This window comes from Glycomyces sp. L485 (assembly GCF_022548875.1).
Taxonomy (GTDB): Bacteria; Actinomycetota; Actinomycetes; order Mycobacteriales; family Micromonosporaceae; genus Glycomyces.
On sequence record NZ_JAKZEW010000012.1, the window covers coordinates 38,729 to 59,249 of the forward strand.

At 67.9% G+C, this 20,521-nt stretch carries 20 protein-coding genes and 1 pseudogene; 12 read left to right on the top strand and 9 right to left on the bottom strand.

Annotated features, from left to right (window positions below):
• The first annotated feature begins 5 nt into the window (after positions 1 to 5).
• The 4 genes from L0U85_RS08575 (at position 6) to L0U85_RS08590 (ending at position 4,421) form a co-directional block, all read left to right on the top strand.
• A complete protein-coding gene (locus L0U85_RS08575) occupies positions 6 to 677 on the top strand; it encodes a FadR/GntR family transcriptional regulator (RefSeq protein ID WP_241377338.1) in 672 nt (223 codons plus the stop codon).
• Between the two features lie 171 nt (positions 678 to 848).
• Positions 849 to 2,375 (top strand): sugar ABC transporter ATP-binding protein, encoded by a 1,527-nt coding sequence (locus L0U85_RS08580; protein ID WP_241377339.1) that lies wholly within the window; start codon positions 849 to 851, stop codon positions 2,373 to 2,375.
• 35 nt (positions 2,376 to 2,410) lie between these two features.
• On the top strand, positions 2,411 to 3,403 hold the full coding sequence (locus tag L0U85_RS08585) for an ABC transporter permease (RefSeq protein WP_347177399.1): 993 nt from the start codon (positions 2,411 to 2,413) through the stop codon (positions 3,401 to 3,403).
• Positions 3,404 to 3,461: 58 nt separating this feature from the next.
• On the top strand, positions 3,462 to 4,421 hold the full coding sequence (locus tag L0U85_RS08590; protein ID WP_241377341.1) for an ABC transporter substrate-binding protein: 960 nt from the start codon (positions 3,462 to 3,464) through the stop codon (positions 4,419 to 4,421).
• On the opposite strand, the gene L0U85_RS08595 is transcribed toward L0U85_RS08590, so the two are convergent.
• Positions 4,321 to 5,361: a Crp/Fnr family transcriptional regulator gene (locus L0U85_RS08595; protein WP_241377342.1), complete on the bottom strand. Its 1,041-nt coding sequence runs from the start codon at positions 5,359 to 5,361 to the stop codon at positions 4,321 to 4,323. The two genes, L0U85_RS08590 and L0U85_RS08595, sit on opposite strands and share 101 nt — an antisense overlap.
• Positions 5,362 to 5,670: 309 nt before the next feature.
• Entirely contained in the window at positions 5,671 to 6,192 is a 522-nt protein-coding gene (locus L0U85_RS08600; protein WP_241377343.1) for a redoxin domain-containing protein, read from the bottom strand.
• Positions 6,193 to 6,328: 136 nt separating this feature from the next.
• On the opposite strand from L0U85_RS08600, the gene L0U85_RS08605 reads away from it, so the two are divergent.
• Together L0U85_RS08605 and L0U85_RS08610 are read left to right on the top strand one after the other, a co-directional pair.
• Positions 6,329 to 7,504, top strand: a complete 1,176-nt coding sequence (locus L0U85_RS08605) for a DUF3179 domain-containing protein (protein WP_241377344.1) — start codon at positions 6,329 to 6,331, stop codon at positions 7,502 to 7,504.
• A gap of 86 nt (positions 7,505 to 7,590) precedes the next feature.
• Positions 7,591 to 8,373, top strand: coding sequence for a class I SAM-dependent methyltransferase (locus tag L0U85_RS08610; RefSeq protein ID WP_241377345.1), 783 nt, complete (start codon positions 7,591 to 7,593; stop codon positions 8,371 to 8,373).
• Here L0U85_RS08610 and L0U85_RS08615 read toward each other — a convergent pair.
• Positions 8,333 to 8,497, bottom strand: a complete 165-nt coding sequence (locus L0U85_RS08615; protein WP_241377346.1) for a hypothetical protein — start codon at positions 8,495 to 8,497, stop codon at positions 8,333 to 8,335. The genes L0U85_RS08610 and L0U85_RS08615 overlap by 41 nt on opposite strands.
• Before the next feature lie 195 nt (positions 8,498 to 8,692).
• On the opposite strand from L0U85_RS08615, the gene L0U85_RS08620 reads away from it, so the two are divergent.
• The 6 genes from L0U85_RS08620 to L0U85_RS08645 all read left to right on the top strand — a co-directional run bounded on the left by L0U85_RS08620 (position 8,693) and on the right by L0U85_RS08645 (position 14,137).
• Entirely contained in the window at positions 8,693 to 9,181 is a 489-nt protein-coding gene (locus L0U85_RS08620) for a MauE/DoxX family redox-associated membrane protein (protein WP_241377347.1), read from the top strand.
• A gap of 29 nt (positions 9,182 to 9,210) precedes the next feature.
• Positions 9,211 to 9,582 carry a DoxX family protein gene (locus L0U85_RS08625; protein WP_241377348.1) on the top strand — a complete coding sequence of 124 codons (372 nt, stop codon included), beginning with the start codon at positions 9,211 to 9,213 and terminating at the stop codon, positions 9,580 to 9,582.
• Positions 9,583 to 9,797: 215 nt separating this feature from the next.
• Positions 9,798 to 10,238: a hypothetical protein gene (locus L0U85_RS08630; RefSeq protein WP_241377349.1), complete on the top strand. Its 441-nt coding sequence runs from the start codon at positions 9,798 to 9,800 to the stop codon at positions 10,236 to 10,238.
• 89 nt (positions 10,239 to 10,327) lie between these two features.
• Entirely contained in the window at positions 10,328 to 11,962 is a 1,635-nt protein-coding gene (locus L0U85_RS08635; RefSeq protein ID WP_347177400.1) for a radical SAM protein, read from the top strand.
• The gene (locus tag L0U85_RS08640; RefSeq protein WP_241377351.1) at positions 11,959 to 12,777 is read left to right on the top strand and encodes a methyltransferase domain-containing protein; all 819 of its coding nucleotides are present in this window, start codon (positions 11,959 to 11,961) and stop codon (positions 12,775 to 12,777) included. Before L0U85_RS08635 ends, L0U85_RS08640 begins: the two co-directional genes overlap by 4 nt.
• 7 nt (positions 12,778 to 12,784) lie before the next feature.
• Positions 12,785 to 14,137, top strand: coding sequence for an FAD-dependent oxidoreductase (locus tag L0U85_RS08645; RefSeq protein WP_241377352.1), 1,353 nt, complete (start codon positions 12,785 to 12,787; stop codon positions 14,135 to 14,137).
• Position 14,138: 1 nt separating this feature from the next.
• On the opposite strand, the gene L0U85_RS08650 is transcribed toward L0U85_RS08645, so the two are convergent.
• From L0U85_RS08650 to L0U85_RS08670, 6 genes and pseudogenes are all read right to left on the bottom strand, one after another.
• The gene (locus L0U85_RS08650; protein WP_241377353.1) at positions 14,139 to 15,590 is read right to left on the bottom strand and encodes an ABC transporter substrate-binding protein; all 1,452 of its coding nucleotides are present in this window, start codon (positions 15,588 to 15,590) and stop codon (positions 14,139 to 14,141) included.
• Positions 15,591 to 15,678: 88 nt separating this feature from the next.
• On the bottom strand, positions 15,679 to 17,538 hold the full coding sequence (locus L0U85_RS08655) for an ATP-binding protein (RefSeq protein ID WP_241377354.1): 1,860 nt from the start codon (positions 17,536 to 17,538) through the stop codon (positions 15,679 to 15,681).
• A 271-nt stretch (positions 17,539 to 17,809) separates the two neighbouring features.
• The gene (locus L0U85_RS08660; protein WP_241377355.1) at positions 17,810 to 18,337 is read right to left on the bottom strand and encodes a hypothetical protein; all 528 of its coding nucleotides are present in this window, start codon (positions 18,335 to 18,337) and stop codon (positions 17,810 to 17,812) included.
• Between the two features lie 57 nt (positions 18,338 to 18,394).
• Positions 18,395 to 18,928 carry a hypothetical protein gene (locus L0U85_RS08665; RefSeq protein ID WP_241377356.1) on the bottom strand — a complete coding sequence of 178 codons (534 nt, stop codon included), beginning with the start codon at positions 18,926 to 18,928 and terminating at the stop codon, positions 18,395 to 18,397.
• Positions 18,929 to 18,995: 67 nt separating this feature from the next.
• Positions 18,996 to 19,346: a cellulose binding domain-containing protein gene (locus L0U85_RS21250; RefSeq protein WP_347177401.1), complete on the bottom strand. Its 351-nt coding sequence runs from the start codon at positions 19,344 to 19,346 to the stop codon at positions 18,996 to 18,998.
• Positions 19,335 to 20,483: pseudogene (locus L0U85_RS08670) on the bottom strand (PQQ-dependent sugar dehydrogenase); the annotation flags it as partial. The pseudogene L0U85_RS08670 and the gene L0U85_RS21250, both read right to left, overlap by 12 nt.
• Between the last annotated feature and the right edge of the window lie 38 nt (positions 20,484 to 20,521).

A 20,521-nucleotide genomic window follows, 5' to 3' on the forward strand; every position in this document is an offset into this window, starting at 1 on the left:
CGTCGATGGCCGTAACCGACAAGGCGATCGTCAAGATCAAGGAGATGATCGTCAGCGGTGAGCTCAGTCCGGGCTCCCGGCTGCCGCGAGAGGCCGACCTGGCGGTCCGGCTGGGGCTCGCCCGGAGCTCCCTGCGGGAAGCGGTGCGGGCCCTGGCGCTGATGAACATTCTGCATGTGCGGCAGGGCGACGGCACTTATGTCACCAGCCTCGACTCGCGGCTGCTGCTCGACGCGCTGAACTTCGTGGTCGACTTCCACCGCGACGACTCGGTGATGCAACTGCTGGAGGTGCGCCGAGTCATCGAGCCGGCCGCCACGGAGATGGCGGCGGTGCGCATCGCCGACGAGCAGCTCCAGCACCTGTCCCACCTCCTCAAGGTGGGCGACGAGACATCCTCTGTGGACGAATTGGTCGCCAACGACCTGGAATTCCATCGGAGCGTCGCCGAGGCGTCCGGAAACGACGTGCTGAGCTCGCTGGTCGACGGGCTGTCGGCGCCGACCCAGCGGGTCAGGATCTGGCGCGGCCTCACCGAGCACGGCGCGCTGGAGCGCACTCTCAGCGAACACCGGGCCATCTACGACGCGCTGGTCGCTCGCCAGCCCGATCTCGCCAAGTCGTGGATGACCGTGCACATCGCCGGCGTGGAGCAGTGGCTCCGCCAAGTCCTCTGACGCGACCGGCGTCCGGGAGTGCTCCGGTCCTACGGAATGTTACCGAAAGATAACGCTGTTCCCGCCGTTGACACTTGATTGATGCCTCATTACTCTTCCAATACATCAGATGTTTAGCGAGGAGGCTGTCTCGACCCCCGTCGACGGCCTCCTATTACAGCGGGGAGGGCCATGCACGATCAGCTGCTGAGGCTCGATGGGATCAGCAAGAGCTTTCCCGGCGTCAGAGCGCTGTCCGATGTCCACCTGGATCTGCGGGCCGGCGAGGTACTCGCGCTGGTCGGAGAGAACGGCGCCGGCAAGTCGACCCTGATGAAGGTGCTGGCCGGGATCCACCAGCAGGACACCGGCACGATCCACATCGACGGCCAGCCCGTCGACATCGACGGTCCCAAGACCGCCCAGTCACTCGGCATCAGCATCATCCACCAGGAGTTCTCGCTGATGCCCGACCTGACCATCGCCGAGAACATCTACATCGGCAGGGAACCGCACACCGGCTTCGGCATGCTGGTCGACGACCGGCGCCTCAACCGTCGCGCCGCCGACCTGTTCGAACGGCTCGGGATCGACCTCGACCCGCGGACCAAGGTCGGCGACCTGCTCGTCGCCCAACAGCAGGTCGTGGAGATCGCCAAGGCGCTCTCGTTCGACGCCCGGGTCCTGATCATGGACGAGCCGACCGCCGCGCTGACCGAGTCCGAGACCGAGAACCTGTTCCGACTCATCCGAGACCTGAGGGACCAGGGCACCGGAGTCATCTACATCTCGCACCGACTGGCCGAACTGAAGGAGATCTCGGACCGCATCACGGTCCTGCGCGACGGCGAGTACATCGACACCCTGCAGACCGGCGAAGCCGACCTGCGGCACGTCATCTCGCTGATGGTGGGCCGCCAGATCTCCGGCGAGGCGGGGCCGACGCGCAGCACCTCCCCGGAACAGCCCACGGTGCTCGAAGTCAGCGGCCTGAAACGGGGAAGCCGGATCAAGGACGTCAGCTTCGACCTCAAGCAGGGCGAGATCCTCGGTTTCGCGGGCCTGATGGGCGCCGGCCGGACCGAGGTCGCCCGAGTCATCTGCGGCGCAGACCGCGCCGACCGCGGACACATCCTGCTGCGGGGTCGCCCCGTGAAGATCAAGACCCCCACGGACGCCGCCCGGCTGCGCATCGGCTACCTCTCCGAGGACCGCAAGAGGCTCGGACTGATGCTCGACCAGGACGTCAACTTCAACATCCTCGCCTCATCGCTGTCCGACTACGTCAATCCGTTCGGCCTGATACGAGACAAACCGGGCAGGCTGACATCAGAGCGGTACGTCGAGTCGCTGAAGATCAAGACACCGTCGATCAGGCAGCAGACCAAGGCGCTCTCCGGCGGCAACCAGCAGAAGGTCATCATCGCGAAATGGCTGGCGAAGAACTGCGACATCCTGATCTTCGACGAACCCACCCGCGGCATCGACGTCGGCGCCAAAGAAGAGATCTACGAGCTCCTCAACCTGCTCGCCGACGAGGGCAAATCGATCATCATGATCTCCTCGGAACTACCTGAGGTCCTTCGCATGGCCCACCGCATCGTCGTCATGTGCGAAGGACGCGTCACCGGCGTCCTCGACGGCGCCGAAGCCGACCAGGAGATGGTCATGGACTACGCCACCCGATCCGGATCACATGGAGGCATCGCAACATCATGAAGCAGGCAGACACTGTCGAACCGAGTCCGGACGAGATGCTGAGGCCGGCCCCCTCCGGTGCCCTCGGCGCGTCCTGGAACCTGCTGCGACGGCAGCTCCAGCAGGTCCTGGCATTCGCCAGCCTGATCGTGCTGGTGGCGTTCTTCGGGGTGGCCAACCCCAACTTCCTGACCTGGTCGAACATGAGCGGCATCCTGCTGTCCACGGCCGTCATCGGGATCTTGGCGCTCGGCACCACCTTCGTCATCATCACCGCGGGCATCGAACTGTCGCTGGGCACCGGCATGACGCTGGCGGCGGTGATGACCGGCGTGGTCCTCACCAGCTGGGGACTGCCGCTGCTCGTCGGCGTGGTCGTCGGCATCCTGACCGGGGCCCTGATCGGCTTCATCAACGGCTTCAACGTCGCCGTCTTGAAGATCCCGCCGTTCATCGCGACGCTCGCGATGATGCTCATCGCCCAAGGACTGGCACTGGTCATCTCGGGAACGGCGCCGATCTACTTCACCGACGCCCCCGGGTTCACCGACATCTCGCTGGGTTCGCTGATCCCCGGCGTGCAGCTGCCCAACGCCGTGCTCATCCTCTTCCTGCTGACCGCGATCGCCGCGGTGATCCTGAGCAAGTCGATCCTCGGACGCTACTCGTTCGCGATCGGCAGCAACGAAGAGGCCGCCGGCCTGTCCGGGATCAACACCGGAAAGTGGAAGATCGCCATCTACACCCTCTCCGGCTGCTTCATGGGCATCGCCGGCGTCGTGCTGGCGGCCCGCTTGAACTCCGCGCAGCCGTCGCTCGGCATCGGCTACGAGCTGCAGGCCATCGCGGCCGTCGTCATCGGCGGCACGTCGCTGCAGGGCGGCAAGGGAAGCATCATCGGCACCCTCATCGGCGCGCTCATCGTCGGAACGGTGACCAACGGCCTGCGCATCATGTCCATCCCGCAGGAGTGGCAGACCGTCGTCATCGGCCTGGTCATCCTGGCGGCCGTCTACACCGACATCCTCCGCCGCCGCAAGCAGACTTGATCGCCCGCAACAACATCCCTTTCACATCGCACAACCCCTACACGATTCGGAGAACCTCATGATCGACCGTAGAACCATTCTGGCCGGAACCCCCGGAGCGATACTCCTCCTGGCAGGGTGCAGCGGCACCGCGGCGTCGGACGGCGGAAAGCTGTCCATTGCCCTCATCTCCAAAGGATTCCAGCACCAGTTCTGGCAGGCGGTGAACGACGGCGCCGAACAGGCCGCGGCCGAGTTCGACGTCGACATCACCTTCGAAGGGCCCGACTCCGAGTCCGAAGTCGCCCAGCAGATCGACATGCTCCAGACCGCGATGGACCGCAACCCGGACGCGATCGGGTTCGCCGCGCTGGACAGCCAGGCGGCGGTGCCGCTCATGACCGAAGCAGAAACCCGGGGGATCCCGGTCATCGCGTTCGACTCCGGCGTCGACAGCGAAGTGCCGCTCGCCACCGCCTCCACCGACAACCTCGCCGCGGCCGCGCTGGCGGCGGAGCACATGGTCGAGCTGATCGGCGGCTCGGGCAAGATCGCCCTGGTCGTCCACGACCAGACCAGCGTGACGGGGGTCCAGCGCAGGGACGGCTTCGTCGAGTACATAGAGCAGAACGCTCCGGACATCGAGATCGTCTCCATCCAGTACGGCGGCGGCGACCAACTCGAGTCGACCAACCTCGCCACGGCCATCATCGAGGGCAATCCCGACCTGGCGGGCTTCTACGGCTCCAACGAGGGCTCGGCGATCGGCATCGTCAACGCCGTCCAGGAACTCGGCCGCGACGGCGAGATCCAGATCATCGGCTTCGACTCGGGCCAGGCCCAGATGGACGCGATCAGAAGCGGCCTGATGGCCGGCGCGATCACCCAGAACCCCGTCGGCATCGGCTACGAGACCGTGAAGGCCGCTGTCATGGCGATCAACGGCGAGGAGCTGCCAGAGAGCATCGACACCGGCTTCTACTGGTACGACGCGACGAACATCGACGACGAAGAGATCCAAGCGGTGCTCTACGAGTAGACGACGTGACCGTGCCAGCAGGGCGGATGGTCGCCCGCCCTGGCACGGGACGCCGATGAACCACTGGCCCGACGGCACGACGAACCGCTAAACCGGTGGCGTCCCGGAGGGCCAGCGGCTTCTTGACGGTGATCTTGCCGCGGCCGAGCTTGATGACGCCGTCGTCGGCGAGCGCGCCGAGGGCCTTGGTGGCGGTCTCGCGGGAGGTGCCAACCAGGTCGGCGAGTTGCTCGTGGGTGATCTTCACGGTCAGCTCGGAGCCGCGCAGGCCGCCCTTGCGGTATTCCCTGCCGGCCAAGGTGTGCAGAGTGCTGGCGATGCGTTCGGGGGCGGTCTTGAGGACCGTGTCGCTCAAACGCCGCTCGGCCTCGATGAGCCGCTCGCCCAAGAGCTCCGTGACCCGCATGGCGATCTTCGGATTGCCGATCAGGTACTTGTGCACGTCGGCGCGGTCCATCAGGCACAAGGTGGCGTCCTCGACGGCCTCGGCGTACTGGTCGTACATGTGCTGGCCGAGCAGGACCATCTCGCCGAACACGGTGCCCGGCTCCAGCAGGGCGGTCGTCAGGGCCCGGCCGTCGGCGCTGACGCGGAAGATCCGCACGGTGCCGGTCTTGAGGATGAACAGCGTCTCGACCCGCTGACGCGGCGAGAACAGCAGCTCCCCGCGATCGAAGGTGCGCATCGGCGCCTGCTGGGCGATGGTGTGCAGCTCGTCCTCGGTGAGGTCGCGGAAGATGTCGACCTCGGCGAGGTAGCGGTTCTTGATCTGGTCGGCCGGGTTGTCGCTCACCGTCGACTCCTCGGGGCGGGGACGGGGAACGTGCGACCGGAGTCGGCCGTCGACGAGCCGCTCCAGGGTCGCGCCGCTGTCGATATCGCAGTACGGTGCGGTCGCCACCTCGCCGTCGACGGTCTCATCGAACTGTTCCCTTCTCATGGTCGAACCGTATCGCCGTCCAGAGGACGCGCTCTGTATCGGCTGTCACGCAATGCGACACCGCGGCCGGACGCCGTGGAGTCGCGGCTGTGCCGACCAGCCTGAAACGGTTGAACACCTGATAGCGGTTCCCCGACGCTGCCCATGATTCTCCCGGTCGCCGCCACGCTTCGCAGCCGCACGGGGACGACGGCGGATCCGCGGTGGTCCACGGGCAACCTGCAGGCGATGCCGGTGCCCCCGGTAGCGTGCCGCATAAGGCAGCGGCCCCGCCCTTCACTGCGGAGTCGCTGCCGTCCCCACCGTGAATCAGGTCAGCATGGCGGCGATCCGCTCGTCCAGGCCCTCATTGTCGAGGTAGCCCGAGAACACGAGGCTGCCGTCCGCGTCGATGAGCACGAAGGCGCTCTGTTCGGTGACCTCGAAGTGCCCCCAGACCTCGCCGGACTCGTCGACCAGGTGGGGGATCGCGCCGGTGTCGGTCCGGTCGATGAACTTCTCCATCTCCCGCTCGATGCCCAGGCCGCCGACGCCGATGATGTTGACCTGATCGCCGTAGCTCTCGAAGGCCGCATTGACCCCCGAGGCCTGTGCGGCGCAGGTGGGGCACCACGGGGCCCAGAACCACAGCACCGCCGGCTCGCCTTCGAGCGAGGCGCCGTCGAAAGGCTCGGCGTCGATGGTGGTGGAGGTGAAGTCCAGGTCGACCTGTTGAGCCTGACCGGCCCCGGCCGGGTCACCGTCGCCGGAGCCTTCCCCGCCGGCCCCGCAGGCGCTCAACGCGAACAGCACGCAGGCCGCCGCTCCGGTCAAGCCGCGTCGCAATCGCAAAGTGCCCCCTCGGTTGAAAGTCCTGGTCCAAGCATGCACCATCATCTCCGCACGCTTCCGTGACCGTGGTTACAGACCGAGGGCCGGAACCGGGCGATGCTGGAGGCGTTTCCATCGCCACCGCGAGGAGCCGATCATGCGGGCACGACATCGAATCTGGATCGCCGCCGCCGCCGCTGCGGCCCTCGTGACGCTGGCTTCCTGTTCTTCGGGCACTGGAGCCGACGACGAGGGGACTGCGCTGCCGCAGGACGGCGCCGCCGAGACCCGCGATGTGCCTTCGGCGCTGGACGACATGCACCATCCAGACTTCCCCGAGCCGCTCATCGACCCGGACCAGGTGCTCTCGGGCGGGCCGCCCCCGGACGGCATCCCGCCGATCGACGAGCCTAAGTTCGTCAAGACCGGCGAGGTGGACTGGCTGGCCGACTCCGAACCGGTGCTGAGCTTGACCGTCGGCGACGAGACCCGCGCCTATCCGCTGCAGATCATGATGTGGCACGAGATCGTCAACGAAACGGTCGGCGACGTGCCGGTGGCGGTGACGTACTGCCCGCTGTGCAACTCCGGAGTCGCGTTCGAGCGCACCGTGGACGGCGAGGTGTTCACTTTCGGCACCTCGGGGATGCTGTTCGAGTCCAATCTGGTCATGTACGACCGCCAGACCGAGTCGTTGTGGCCGCAATTGACCGGGGTCGCCTCGATCGGCCACCTGACGGGCACCGAGCTGGTCTCGATTCCGATGGGGACGGTGTCCTGGGGCGACTACCGCGAGGCCCACCCGGACACGTGGGTGCTCTCGCGAGACACCGGGTTCGATCGCGCCTACGGGAGCAACCCCTACACCGGATACGACTCCGCCGACGCCCCGGGCTTCGGTGCTTCGACCGACGACGACCGGTTGGCGCTGATGGCGCGGGTCGTCGGCATCGGCACCGGCGATGACGCGGTCGCGGTGGTGCGCAGCGCGGTCGCCGAGTCGGGGGTGCTGTCGGTGACGGTCGGAGCCCAAGAAGCGGTGGTGCTGCACAGCGGCGGCCAGTCCTCGGCGCTGGACTCCGGACAGATCGCCGAAGGCGCCGACATCGGCAGCGTCGGCGTCTTCGACCCGGTCGTCGAAGGCGAGGCCTTGACGTTCACGCCCGCCGGCGATGGCTTCACCGACGCGCAGACCGGCTCGACGTGGAACATCCTCGGCGAGGCGACCGCCGGGCCGCTCGAAGGAACCGAACTCGAGGCCGTCGAGCATCTCGACACGTTCTGGTTCGCTTGGGCCGCGTTCCAGCCCGACACGCGCATCACTCCCGATTGAGCGGCCGGTAGGCCGCCCTCGCAGAACGACGCGGTGATTCCTGATTGGCTGCCGCTGAACAGGCGGACAGCGCTAAGGTGCCGACCATGGAACGACGTTGGAACGACTACCTCGACGAGTTCCACCTGCGCCGTCCCGGTATCACCGAACGGCTGCTCGCCCGGGCGCGGCACGGCGAGACGAATCCCTACCACTGGCTGGCCGAAGCCGTTCCGCGCGACGGGACCGTTCTCGACCTCGCCTGCGGCAGCGCCCCGATCTACGATCTGGTCGACGCGGGGCTGTACATCGGGTTGGATTCCTCCTCGGCCGAACTCGCGCTCGCGGCGCAGAGGGGCGCGCCGCACCTGGTGCAGGGCTCGGCAACGGCGCTGCCCTTCCCCGACGGATCGGTGCGCACCGTGGCGTGCTCCATGGCCCTCCAGATCCTCCGGCCGCTTCCCCAGGTGCTGGACGAGATCAGTCGGGTGCTGGCACCGGACGGCCGCCTCGCCGTCACTTTTCCGTGCGCGAGTCCGCTCCTGGCCCGCGACTACCCGCTCGTTGCCGGACTGGCGCTGTCCCTCGGGAGAAGGGTCGGCTATCCCAACGACGAGGGACTGCGCCACCTCGGGGAGCTGCTCGCCTCGGCCGGTCTCTCCGCCGTCGACGACGTCGCCCGCCGGTTCGCCTTTCGCCTCGACGACGCCGTCGAGGCCGACGCGCTGTTCTCCTCGCTCTACCTTCCCGAACTGCCGGAGCGCCGCGCCCGCGCGGCGCGGGCCTGGCTCCGGCTCGCGGCGAAGTTCCACGCCGCTGTGCCGATCCCGATCCGCAGAGTCCTCGCCGTCAAACCGGGCCGCGCAGCAGGCGAGGTTCGGCGTTCGTGAACACCGCACCGACGTCGAGGCCTATGCGCCGGTACAACTGCGGAGGCACCGAGATATCGGCGAGGTAGAGCGCGCCGGTGACCGGGCTGTCGACCAGCCCGGTCTTGGGCAGCGCCAACGTCATCGTGGCATCGGCCTCCACGCACGGCTCGCCGATCCGGCCGGACCAACCTGATCACCGCACAGTCAACACGAGGAGGCGGCCTGCCGCACGGTTCCGAGCAGTCCTGCCCAGGTCAGCCGACCACGCTCAGGCCCTTCGCCCTTCTGTGTCGCACGACACAGAGCCCGGCAAGGTTCGCCGCTACCGTCGACAGGTATGTGGCTTCGTCTGATCCTCGGCATCATCTACCTCGGCATGGCCGTCGGCCAGACCCTTTCGGCGGCGGCCATGCCCGGCATCATCGGCGCCTATGACGTCGTTCCGGGACCGCTGCTCATCCCGTTCGTCGTCGTGCTCATCGCCGCCGAGGCTGTAACCGGACTCTGGCTGCTGGCCCGACCGCGATCGACGTCCCTCACCCCGGTCTGGATGTACGCGGGAGTGTCGATGGTCTGGACCATCCTGGCCGTTCAGGCGTTCGCGCGCGGGCTCGACATCGCCAACTGCGGCTGCTTCGGCGTATACCTGGTCCAGCCGCTGCGCTGGTGGGTCCTGCTCGAGGACGGCCTGCTCCTCGTCTACGCGGTCATCATGGTCCGCTCGAGCTTGCGTCTACGCGCCGCACCACGACCTATCGCGACCGAATCCGGCAGTGTGCACTCGTTCACCGAGAGTTGGCCGGGGCGAGACTTACTCTCGGACTGAGGCAGGAGCACCAGTCAAGGAGGTCACCGATGAACGTGTTCCTATGGATCCTGCAAGGACTGCTGGCCGCGATTCTCCTCATGGTCGGCATGATGAAGCTCTTCCAGCCCAAGGAGAAGATCGCCGGCATGATGCCGGTGTTCGAACCCTATTCGGCGAGGGCCATCCGCTTGATCGGCATCGCCGAACTGGCCGCCGCGGCGGGGTTGATCCTGCCCGCGGTGACCGGCGTGGCCGTCGTGCTCACACCGCTGGCGGCGGTGGGCATCGTCGTGCTCATGATCCTCGCGTCCATGGCGCACGGCCGCCGCAAGGAGACGTCGATGATCATGATGACCATGATGATCCTGATCCTCGCCGCGATCGTCGCATGGGGTCGATTCGGCCCCTATGCATTCTAAAAACTTGCATTCCCGGTAAATCTCCGCCGCCCGGGCAGGCCCGCGTGCCCACCCGCCGAATTTGGCATAGGCCTATGTGCCCGCGATCACCGAACTACCCCGGCCCGGCCCTTTAGCGTCGTGGGCGACAAGGCAGTCATCCGCCATCGGCGGAATAGATGAAAGCGAGTTGATCCGCTATGGCTTCGGCTTCTACAACACATGAGGTCCGCGGCATGCAAGCCGTCATGGCCCGTGCCGTGCCCGGCATCGTCGGAGGCCTCATCGGCGGCGTGGCCTTCGGCATCCTCATGCAGATCGAGGACATGCTCCCGATGGTCGCGATGCTGATCGGCCAGACGTCGATCGTCATGGGCTGGGCGGTACACCTGGTCATCTCCGCCGGGCTGGGCCTGGGCTACGTGGTCATCGTCGGCCCGATGGTCAAGAACGTAGGCACCGGCCTGGCCACCGGCTTGATCTGGGGCGTCGTCTGGTGGATGCTCGGAGCGCTCGTCCTCATGCCGCTGTTCCTGGGCATGAACGAGATGGTCTTCGTCATCGAGACGATGCAGTGGAAGTCCCTGATGGGCCATCTCATCTACGGCCTGATCCTCGGCGTCTTCTTCGGGACCACCGCCCGCAAGATGCTCAAGCGGGCCGCCGCCGGACACTGACGCTCCGATTGCCCTCCAGCTGTGCCGGGCAACCGCGCCCGGCACAGCACCCTCACCGACCATTGAGAGGAACCAGCCCCGTGACCGAAATCCGACCGGCCAGGCGCGACCGCGACGAGATCTTCATCGAATACACCAAGTCGATCTGCCCGGTGTGCAAGACCGTGCTCGACGCCCAGGTGAACATCCGCGAGGATCAAGTCTTCCTGCGCAAGCGCTGCAAGGATCACGGCGAGTTCGAGGCCCGCGTCTACGGCGACGCGAAGGCCTACCTCGACTCCGCTCGGTTCAACAAGCCCGGAACGATCCCCCGGGAGTTCCAGACGGAGGTCAAGGACGGCTGCCCCTCGGACTGCGGGCTGTGCCCCGAACACAAGCAGCACGCCTGCCTCGGCATCATCGAGGTCAACACCGGCTGCAACCTCGACTGCCCCATCTGCTTCGCCGACTCCGGACACCAAAGCGACGGCTACTCGATCACGAAAGAGCAGTGCGAGCTGATGCTCGACACGTTCGTCGCCGCCGAGGGCGAACCCGAAGTCGTCATGTTCTCCGGCGGCGAGCCGACCATCCACAAGCACATCCTCGAATTCATCGACATGGCCCTCGAACGCCCGATCGCGGCCGTCAACCTCAACTCCAACGGCATCCGCCTCGCCTCCGACAAACGCTTCGTCGCAGCCCTCGGCGAACGCAACCAGACCCCCGGCAAGCGGATCCACATCTACCTGCAATTCGACGGATTCGAGCGCGACACCCACCTCCAAGTCCGAAACCGCGACCTGCGCGAGATCAAACAGCGCGCCCTCGACAACTGCGCCGACGCCGGACTCACCGTCACCCTCGTCGCCGCCGTCGAAGCCGGCCTCAACGAACACGAACTCGGCGACATCGTCGAACACGGCCTCGCCCACCCCGCCGTCCGCTCCGTCTCGTTCCAACCGGTCACCCACTCCGGGCGCCACGTCGAATTCGACCCCATGAAGCGCCTCACCAACTCCGACATCATCGCCGCACTCGCCGAGCAGCGTCCGCAGTGGTTCGTCAAGGACGACTACTTCCCGGTCCCGTGCTGCTTCCCGACCTGCCGGTCGATCACCTACCTCCTCACCGAAGGCCGCCCGGGCGAACCGGTCGAAGTCGACGGATCCGAGAGGATGACCTTCGACGGCGGCGTGCTCCCCATCCCACGCATGCTCGACGTCGAGAACTACCTCGACTACGTCTCCAACCGCGTCCTCCCCGACCTCGACGTCCAAACCGCCCTCGAACGACTGTGGAGCGCCTCGGCCACCATGGGCACCGACCTGACCGAGGACCGGCTGCGCACCGCCGCCGAAGCACTCGACTGCGCCGACGCCTGCGGAGTGAACCTCCCCGACGCCCTGGCCGACCTCGGCGCGCGGGCGTTCATGATCGTCATCCAAGACTTCCAGGACCCATACACGCTCAACGTCAAGCAGCTCATGAAGTGCTGCGTCGAGGAGATCACCCCCGACGGGCGCATGATCCCCTTCTGCGCCTACAACTCCGTCGGCTACCGCGAGCAGGTCAGAGCCGAGCAGTCAGGAGTCGAGGTCGCCGACGTCGTCCCCAACGCCACCACCCTCCAAGATGTCATCACCGAATCCCCATACGGCTCCAAACAGCTCAAGCTCACCGAGGAGCCGAAGCCGATCGCGAAGGACGCGACCAACGTCGGACGCAAGGCGGTCGAGCGATGACCACCGTGGACCCGGGCCCCGCGCGGCGCAGCACCGAGACCAAAGCCTGCTGCGCCACCGCCTACTCCTCCGACGCGGTCGCGATGCTCCTGGGGGAGTCCTACCACCCCGGCGGCCTCCGGCTGACCCGGCGGCTCACCTCCAGACTCGCGCTGCGAAAGGACGGACCGGTCCTCGACGTGGCTTGCGGGAGAGGCGCGAGCGCGCTGGCGATCGCGGCCGAACACGGCTGCCCGGTGAGCGGCGTCGACCTGTCGCAGGCGAACATCGCCGCGGCCGCGGAGGCGGCCTCTGCAGTGGAGGGCGAGTTCGACTTCCGAGTCGGCGACGCCGAGGCGCTGCCGTTCGCGGACGGCGCCTTCGCCGCCGTGGTCTGCGAGTGCGCGCTGTGCACCTTCCCGGACAAGGCCACCGCCGCCCGCGAGTTCGCCCGCGTCATCGCCCCGGGCGGGAGGCTCGGCATCACCGACGTCACCGCCGACCGCGACCGGCTCCCGCCGGAGCTCACCGGCCTGGGCGCCTGGATCGCCTGCGTCGCCGACGCCCGCCCGCTGAGCGAGTACACGCGGATCCTGCGCCTGGCCGGATTCGGGATCCTGACCACCGAGCACCATGACGACGCGATCCGGAAGATGCTCTCCCAGATCGAGGCCCGCCTCCAACTGGTCGAGATGACCGCTCCGGACCGGGCCGAGGTCCTCGGCCTCGACTTCGGCGCGGCGCCCGGAGTGCTCAAAGCCGCTCGGCGGGCGATAGACGACGGCATACTCGGATACGGCCTCATCGTGGCCGAACGCGTCGACACCGGAGAGTAAGGCACCCATGGATTTCGACCTGATCGTCATCGGCGGCGGCGCGGCCGGACTGGGCGCCGCAAGAACCGCCAGGCGTCGCGGCGCGAGCGTGCTCATGATCTCCGAAGGTCCTCTCGGCGGCGATTGCACCTGGACGGGGTGCGTGCCTTCCAAGACGCTCATCGAGGCCGCCCACGCCGGACTCCCGTTCGCGGAAGCGATGCGCCGCGTCCAGTCCGCCATCGAGACCATCGCGGCCACCGAAGACGCCGACTCCTTGGCCGCCGAGGGCATCGAGACCAGGCAGGGCCGGGCCGCCTTCACCCGGCTCGGCCGCGTCGCCGTCGACGGTGAGGAGGTGAGCGCGAAAGGCGTCGTCATCGCCACCGGCGCGTCCCCTGCAGTTCCGCCGATCCCCGGCCTGAGCGAGGCGGGCGTCCACACCAACGAGACCGTCTTCGACCTCCCCGCCAAGCCCGAGTCGATGGTGGTCCTCGGCGGCGGCGCCATCGGCTGCGAACTCGCCCAGGCCTTCGCCCGACTCGACGTCCAGGTGACCGTAGTCGAGGCCGCGCCCCGCCTGCTGCCGCGCGAAGAACCCGAGGCGTCGGCCGTGATCGAGGAGGTCTTCGAACGCGAGGGCATCGACGTGCGAACCGGCGTCACCGCCGACAAGGTCGAGCCCGGCATCGCCGTATCCCGCCTCCACCTGTCCGATGGGAGCACCGTCGACGCCGAATGCATCCTCGCGTCGCTCGGGCGTCGGCCCGTCACCGACGGGCTCGACCTGGAGGAGCCGGGAGTGGCCGTCGACGAACGCGGAGACATCGTCGTCGACGACCGTCTCGCGACCACCGCCAAGGGCGTGTGGGCCGCGGGCGACGTCACCGGGATGATGCCGTTCACCCACGCCGCCTTCGAACAGGGCCGCATCGCCGCCGACAACGCACTCGGCAGTCGAAAGCGCTACCGACCCGAGGCGACCCCCTGGGTCACGTTCACCGACCCCGAGGTCGCCCGCGTCGGCATCACCGAGGCCGACGCCGTCGAACGCGACGGCCGCGTCGCCTACCTGCCGATGTCCGAGATGGACCGGGCCATCGCGGCCGGGGCGACCGACGGTTTCGTGAAGCTCATAGCCGGGCCTCGTCTCGGCCTCGGCCACCGCGGCGGCGGCAAGGTCCTGGGCGCCACCATCGTCGCCTCCCGCGCCGGCGAGATGATCCAAATGCCCGCGCTCGCGATGGCCACCGGCATGTTCACAGGCCGGCTCGCCCAGGCCACCGCCGCGTATCCCACGTGGACGTATGGAGTGCAGATGGCCGCCGCGCAGTTCTTCATGGAGATCGGCGGCAGAACCGCCCGCGAGGCCCGTACCTAGTTCATTCGCTGGGCGTCACGTAGGTTTCGCTCTCCGCGAAGTCCTCGGAGTAGGGGAGTGGGATCACCGGAACGTACTTGCCGCCGGGGTTGCCGTTCCGGTTGCGGTTGAAGCTGAGCGTCCCTGTCGCGCCGCGCACGACGTTCTCGGTGTTCAGCAGCAGCAGGTTCTCGGTGACTTCGTCCGCCGACGGCACGCCGTCGTTCTGCGGCAGGGTGATCCGGACGGCCCTGACCGCGATCGCGAGCGAGTCGTGGTAGGTGACGGCGTAGCCGTTGTCGAGCGCGGCCGCGTCGAGGTTCACCAGGTCCCTGTAGTGCTCGTGGAAGTCCGCGAATCCCTCCGGCGCCGCCTTCTCGCCGCGGGCCCAGCCCGGGTCGTAGCCGGTGGCGTGCAGGAGCGTGATGTTGCCGGTGTCCAGCAGTTCCATGACCTCCTCGCCGCGGGGGTAGAGCCCGATCTCCACGAACAGGACCGTCAGGTGGCTGTCGCGGCAGACCCGTTCGCTCAGCGCCTCGATGAAGACCTCGGCGTCGGGGGCGCGGCCCGCGAAGAAGACCATGTCCGGCTCGGCCGAGCAGATGTTCTGGGTGATCGGGTAGAAGACGTCCGAGCCCCCCTGCTCCACCGAGCGTCCGTGGAACGGCTGGTCGGAGAACTGGATGTAGCCCCCGAGCTGTGCCTCGTACGCGTCCCGCAGCGAGGTGACGAAGGTGTCCTGCCCGACGTCGTCGTACACCAGGATTCCCGATTCGAGGTCGCCCTCCGGCCGGCCGTCGAGGTAGTGGCGCATGGCGGTGACGAAGTCGGAGTTGCTCGGGGCGGTCCGCAGCAGGTTCCCGATGTGCGCGTTGTCGAGGTCGTCGGCGGTGGTCGCCCCGGTGATCACCGGGATGCCGTGGTCGGAGAGCCGCGCGGCCGCGTCCCGCGTGCTCACGGTGCCGATGGCCGGGCCCATGACCGCGACCAGCGGGACGTCGTCGTCGGTCATCTCCTCCAATTGGGCGACGGCGAACTCCCAGCCCTGCTGCCTGCTGCCCTCGTTGGCGAGGTGGAGCTGGACCAGCGGCTGCGGATCGCCCAGTTCCCTGGTCCGGTTGGCCCGGTGGAGCGCCACGTAGGCGCCTTCGAGGGAACTGCGGACCGTGTCGACGTTGACAGCGCTGGTCTCGGTCGTCGTCAGCGGCATCAGCAGCCCGATCTTCACCATGGGAGTGCCCTGCGCCTCGGCTTCGGCCGCGGCCCAGTCGTTCTCCGACTTGATGTCCGCCTGGATCTCGGCCAGCCGCGAATCGAAGACGTAGGAGCCGTCGGTGACGCCGACGCACTCGCCGTCCTGGAACCGGACCCTGTCGAAGGGGCCGCCGCACCGGATCTGGGGGACGGCGACCACCACGAAGTAGACCAGCAGCAGCGAGAACAGGGCGATTCCGGTTCCGATCAGAATCCGCACCCGTTTCCTCTGCCGCCTCCGGCCCGTGGATTCATCGTCCCGGTACTCGGACATGTTCTCTCCTCACAACGTCGGTGCCTTGCGGGCGCTAGCGCCAGTCCTGCGCCAGTCTGTCGTGCCGTTCCGATTCCTCGAACAGCTCCGCCGCCCGATGCGAACTCGGCGCTATCTGCTGGTAGTCCAGGGCTATCTGCCGGTGCAGCGCTCGCCGCTCCAAGCCCGTGGTCGGCGAGTTCGCGAGCCACAGGCCCGCCACCAGGCGGGCGACCGGGGCGAGCTCGGGCATGAGCGGATCCTCGATGGACCTCGCCAGGTCGATCTGCAGTTCATAGGGCGAGGCGGCATCGTCGACCAGGTTCGGTCGCGGCGCCCGGGTAACGGCCTCCAGCACGTCCTTCCAAGGTGTTTCGGAGCCGTGGTCGGCGAGCCGCTCGGTGAGCCGTTCGGCGACTGTCGGCAAGTCGCCGAGGGCGAGCGCGTGGTACAGCTCGCCGGCGAGGTCGTCCTCCTCGCGGTTCCAGTCGCGAAGTTCGCCGTGCACGCGCTTCCAGTCCGGTTCGTCGGCCTCGCGCGCGGCGAATCGCCGCAGCAGTAGCCAGCGCAGCAGGTCGTGCGCCGCGGTCTTCCGTTCCTCCGACCACAGGCCCGACTGCAGGAGCAGTGCGGGCCCGACCAAGGAGGTGTCGGCGTAGCTATGGACGAGCCAGTCCGCCTCGGCCTGGCGGCGGGCGGCCGAGCACGTGATGAAGGCGTCCAGCACCTCGCGGGAGAACCGGGACGACTCCGGTTGGCTGAGCAGGATCTCGACCAGCTCGGCGCGCATCCGGTCCTCGACCGTCCGGTCCGCTTCGCCGTCGGCGGCGGGCGCGGTCAGGAGCGTGTCGATGCCGGTGGCCGTCTCCGGTCGCCTGCAGGCGGTGTCGACCAGGGCGGCGGCCGCGGCAGGGTACCCGGTGGTGAGGTGGATCAGTTTGGGGAGCCGCTTCTGGTCCACGGACTCGGGGAGGTTGGTGGACAGCCAGACCACGTCGGCTTCGGTGAAGGCGGGGACCTCGTAGAGTTCGGCCGGCTGGGGGATCTCCTCGGCGCTGCTCGCGACGACGGTGACGGCCTCGGCGGGGAGGCCGGCGATCTCGTACTGCCCGCGGAGTTCGGCCACGTGTTCCAGAAAGGCCTGTCCGGCCTCGCTGTCGGCGTTGTCGAGAAGGAGGACGCAGCTGAGCCAGCCCGGGTTGGACAGACGGCCGTGGCCGTAAGCGTCGCGGAGGTCGGCCAAGAACGCGTCGATCAAGAACTGGTCCCGGTTCCGGTGCAGGTCCGGGTCGTGCGCCCACCGGTTCAGCTCGGCGAGTCCGTCGACGGGGTCGTCGGGAAGGTTCCGGTCGCGGTGGCCGAACCATTTCTGGAAGCGGCTGCGCGCCAGCGGACGGCTCAGGAAGTAGGAGATCGCGGTTGTCGCGATCCATTCGAACGGCGCCCGCAGCAACGCGATCGGCGCCAGAGCCACCATCGTGAACAGGTCGCCGAGGACGCCTCCGCCGACTTCGGCGACGGCCCTCCGGCGCGACCGGGACTCCTGGCGTCGCAGGCTCCTGAGGGCACGATAGGCGCGCCCCTGGTCGTCGAAGTCGATGCGTCGCCGGGTCACCGCCAGCGCGAGTTCGAGCCGCCGGAACGGGATCCGTCCGTAGCCGGGGTAGCGGCGGCCGAGCTGGAACTTGATCTCGCCCAGCAGGTCCCGTATCGGGTCGTCGGTGTACTTCGCGCAGTCGACGAGCGCCCGCGGGGGCTCCTGGTTGTGGCCGAACCGCTCGTCCAGCTGGCGGAGGGTGGTGGTCTTGCCGAATCCGGACGGTCCTATGAAGTTGAGGATCGGCGCTCGTTCGGCGTTCGAATCGGGGGCTTTGAGATATCTCCTCACCTGGTCGCTCGCGGCCCTGCGGGGCACGGGGCGTGGTCCTTTTGGCGATATTGCGGTTCGAGGCATGGCAAGGTTCCTGTTGTCGCCGCCGTCGGGTCGGGCATGACGTCCACATAGTCGAGTCTGAGGCGCGTTCGCGGGCCTGCATAAATGGGGCAACGGCTCGATCTTGTTGGGGGATAACGATGCTTTGTGCACCTGATCATAACCCAATGCTGCGACACCGGGGGGTCGGTGGCGATGAGGATTCGTCGAACGGGCGATGCCGGTGCGGGATCGACCCGCATCGCCCGTGTCGTCAGTCGAAGTCTCCGCAGAGGACGCGGTCGGAGGCCATGTGGTCGTGGCCTTCGCTTTCGAGTTCGACGACGTGGACGACGATCGCCTTCACCCGGTCGTCGGCGACCAGATCGCTGGCGACCGTGACGGAACCGCTGCCGTCGGCGTCGGTGGTGAAGTGCAGGTGGATCTCGTTGGACTCCGACATCTCGCCCTCGGGGTCGGCCATCCAGTGGCCGCCTCCGGGCGGGTCGGTCTTGCAGGTCCCGTCGTGCAGGTGCGAAGTGTAGTCGGTCTCGGGCATCAGCCCGCTCACGGCGAGCTCGACGCCGGTCCCGTCGTCGACGGTGACGACGGCTTCGCCGGACGCGCCGGCGTTCATCTCGGCGTCGAGGGATTTGAGGACGGCTTCGCGGGTCTGGTCCTGCGCGGTGTCGCCTGCGGCATCGGCGGAGTCGACGGACGAGCACCCGGCCGCGACGAGCGCGGTCAGGCTCACGCCGGCGAGGGCGACGCGGGTGGACATTCTGGGCAACGCCAAAGACATTGGCACTCCTTGCGGTTCGAAAAACGAGCGTGGCTGAACGGCCCGGCGTCGGCCGGGTCAGGGGGCGGTTGCAGCGTGCTCGGGCGGGCCGCGGAGCGGACGGGTCCAGGCCAGGGCCGCGGAGCGGAGATCGGGGATTTCGCGCCAAGGCCGGCGGGCGGCGTGCCGGGGGGCCGGCAGCGGGCCGCCGAGGACCGTGAGTCGCAACAGGGTCGCGGATGCGGCGTACACCAGGTCGCAGAATGCCGCCAGTGCCGCTTCGCCGCGGTGCAGCCACACTGCAGAGGTCGCGACGGCCGGGATCATGCCGGGTGTGGGGGCCGCGTGTCCTGGATGGAATGTGAGCGGAGCGAGGGAGTGGAGGTTGTACAGGCAGTGCAGCAGGACCTGTGCGACAGCACAGGCGGCGAGGATGAACGCGAGGCCGCGCTGCCGCGCGGCGATGAGGAACGCCGGTCCGGAGAGCGCGCCGGTCGCCGCCGACAGTTCGAGTCCGCTGTGCACATGACCGCCGGCAGCCAAGTGGAGCAGTGCCGAGACCGCCACGCACACGCCGCTGAAGACGCCGGCGCGCAGGAGGCGGAACGGCACCAGGCCCACATACACCCGGAAATACTCTCATGTCGGACGAAACGGGTGTCAACGGACCCGGCGCGCCCTAGGCGCTACAGGTCACCTGCGGTGAGACGCTGTCGCCGGTGGCGACGAATCCGAATACCTCGACGCTCTGTCCGGCGGCGATGCCGCCGTTCCAGCCCACGTCCGAGGCGGTCACCGAGGAACCGGAGACGCTCAGCTCTGCGTTCCAATGGCTTTGGATGGTCTGCCCGCTCGGCCAGGTCCAATCGAGCGTCCATCCGTTCAGGTCGCCGTCGGCGGCGGTGACGGTGACATTGCCCTGCCAGCCCGAGCCCCAGTCGTTGACGATGTCGATGCTCGCGCTGCACTCGTTCTCGGCCGGGTCGGTCGGACCTGTCGTCGGGTCCGTCGGATCGTCGGCGGAGTCGATGCGCGAGACGGCTCCCCGCCTGGCGTCCAGGACATAGATTTCGAGGTCGGGGCCTTGGACGAATGAGACGGTGGCGCCGCCGAGGACGTCGACGAGGGTGGTCTCCACTGCCTGGCCGTCCTGGATCTCCAGAGCCCGGATGTCGGCTTCGCAGTAGTCGCTGAACAGGTAGGCGCCTTGCAGCGCGGGGATGGCCTGTCCTCGGTAGACGAACCCGCCGGTGACCGAGCAGCGGGCTCCGTCGTTGTCGTATTCGAAGACCGGTGGAGCGTGGTCGGCGGGTTCGTCGCCGGAGACCGGCAGGGTGCCCTCCATGCGGGCCCAGCCGTAGTTCTGCCCGCCTACACCGGCCGGCGCCCGGTCGATCTCCTCGCGGGTGTTCTGGCCGACATCGCCTATCCACAGCTCGCCGGTGGCCGCGTCGAAGGAGAACTTCCAGGGGTTGCGCAGCCCGTAGGCCCAGATCTCGTCCAGGGCGTCCGGGTCGCCGACGAACGGGTTGTCCGGCGGGACGGCGTACGGCTCACCGCCGGCAGGGTCGATGCGCAGGATCTTGCCGAGGAAGGTGTTCAGGTTCTGGGCGTTGTCCTGCGGGTCGAAGCTGCTGCCGCCGTCGCCGAGCCCTATGTACAGCATCCCGTCGGGGCCGAAGACGATGTTGCCGCCGTTGTGGTTCGAGAACGGCTGGTCTTGGGTCAGCACGGTGCGGCGGGTGTCGAGCTGCAGCTGTCCGTCGGCGACCGCGAACTCGTCGATGCCGGTGTCGCCGCCCAGGTCGGTGAACGAGACGTAGAAGTGCTCGAAGCCGGGGTCGAACGCGATGCCGAGCAGTCCGCCCTCGCCTCCGGTGGACACCTCGGCACTGAGATCCAGCACCGGTGCGCCCAGGCCCTGCTCGTCCAGCACTCTCACCAGTCCCGCCCGCTCGGCGATCCAGATCGTGTCGCCGGGCCCGGCGACGCCGGCGGTCGGCGAGTCCGAGGCGGCGACCTGGGTCAAGGTCAACTCGACTGCCTGCAGCGGTAGCGGGTCGTGTCCGTCTGCGAGGGCCGAGGGCGCCCACGCGGCGGCCGTCGCGGTCAAGCCGAGTGCTCCGACGACGGCCAGGAGCCTCTTGCGTTCCAGAGTACGGTTCATCCACTCACGATAGATATCGATGATATTCGATGTCAAGG

What these genes read in the sequence shown, in the direction of transcription:
- L0U85_RS08575 (WP_241377338.1), top strand. Translation starts at nt 6, where the DNA reads ATGGCCGTAACCGACAAGGCGATCGTCAAGATCAAGGAGATGATCGTC.
- L0U85_RS08580 (WP_241377339.1), top strand. Translation starts at nt 849, where the DNA reads ATGCACGATCAGCTGCTGAGGCTCGATGGGATCAGCAAGAGCTTTCCC.
- L0U85_RS08585 (WP_347177399.1), top strand. Translation starts at nt 2,411, where the DNA reads ATGCTGAGGCCGGCCCCCTCCGGTGCCCTCGGCGCGTCCTGGAACCTG.
- L0U85_RS08590 (WP_241377341.1), top strand. Translation starts at nt 3,462, where the DNA reads ATGATCGACCGTAGAACCATTCTGGCCGGAACCCCCGGAGCGATACTC.
- L0U85_RS08595 (WP_241377342.1), bottom strand. Translation starts at nt 5,361, where the DNA reads ATGAGAAGGGAACAGTTCGATGAGACCGTCGACGGCGAGGTGGCGACC.
- L0U85_RS08605 (WP_241377344.1), top strand. Translation starts at nt 6,329, where the DNA reads ATGCGGGCACGACATCGAATCTGGATCGCCGCCGCCGCCGCTGCGGCC.
- L0U85_RS08610 (WP_241377345.1), top strand. Translation starts at nt 7,591, where the DNA reads ATGGAACGACGTTGGAACGACTACCTCGACGAGTTCCACCTGCGCCGT.
- L0U85_RS08615 (WP_241377346.1), bottom strand. Translation starts at nt 8,497, where the DNA reads ATGACGTTGGCGCTGCCCAAGACCGGGCTGGTCGACAGCCCGGTCACC.
- L0U85_RS08620 (WP_241377347.1), top strand. Translation starts at nt 8,693, where the DNA reads ATGTGGCTTCGTCTGATCCTCGGCATCATCTACCTCGGCATGGCCGTC.
- L0U85_RS08625 (WP_241377348.1), top strand. Translation starts at nt 9,211, where the DNA reads ATGAACGTGTTCCTATGGATCCTGCAAGGACTGCTGGCCGCGATTCTC.
- L0U85_RS08630 (WP_241377349.1), top strand. Translation starts at nt 9,798, where the DNA reads ATGCAAGCCGTCATGGCCCGTGCCGTGCCCGGCATCGTCGGAGGCCTC.
- L0U85_RS08640 (WP_241377351.1), top strand. Translation starts at nt 11,959, where the DNA reads ATGACCACCGTGGACCCGGGCCCCGCGCGGCGCAGCACCGAGACCAAA.
- L0U85_RS08645 (WP_241377352.1), top strand. Translation starts at nt 12,785, where the DNA reads ATGGATTTCGACCTGATCGTCATCGGCGGCGGCGCGGCCGGACTGGGC.
- L0U85_RS08660 (WP_241377355.1), bottom strand. Translation starts at nt 18,337, where the DNA reads ATGTCTTTGGCGTTGCCCAGAATGTCCACCCGCGTCGCCCTCGCCGGC.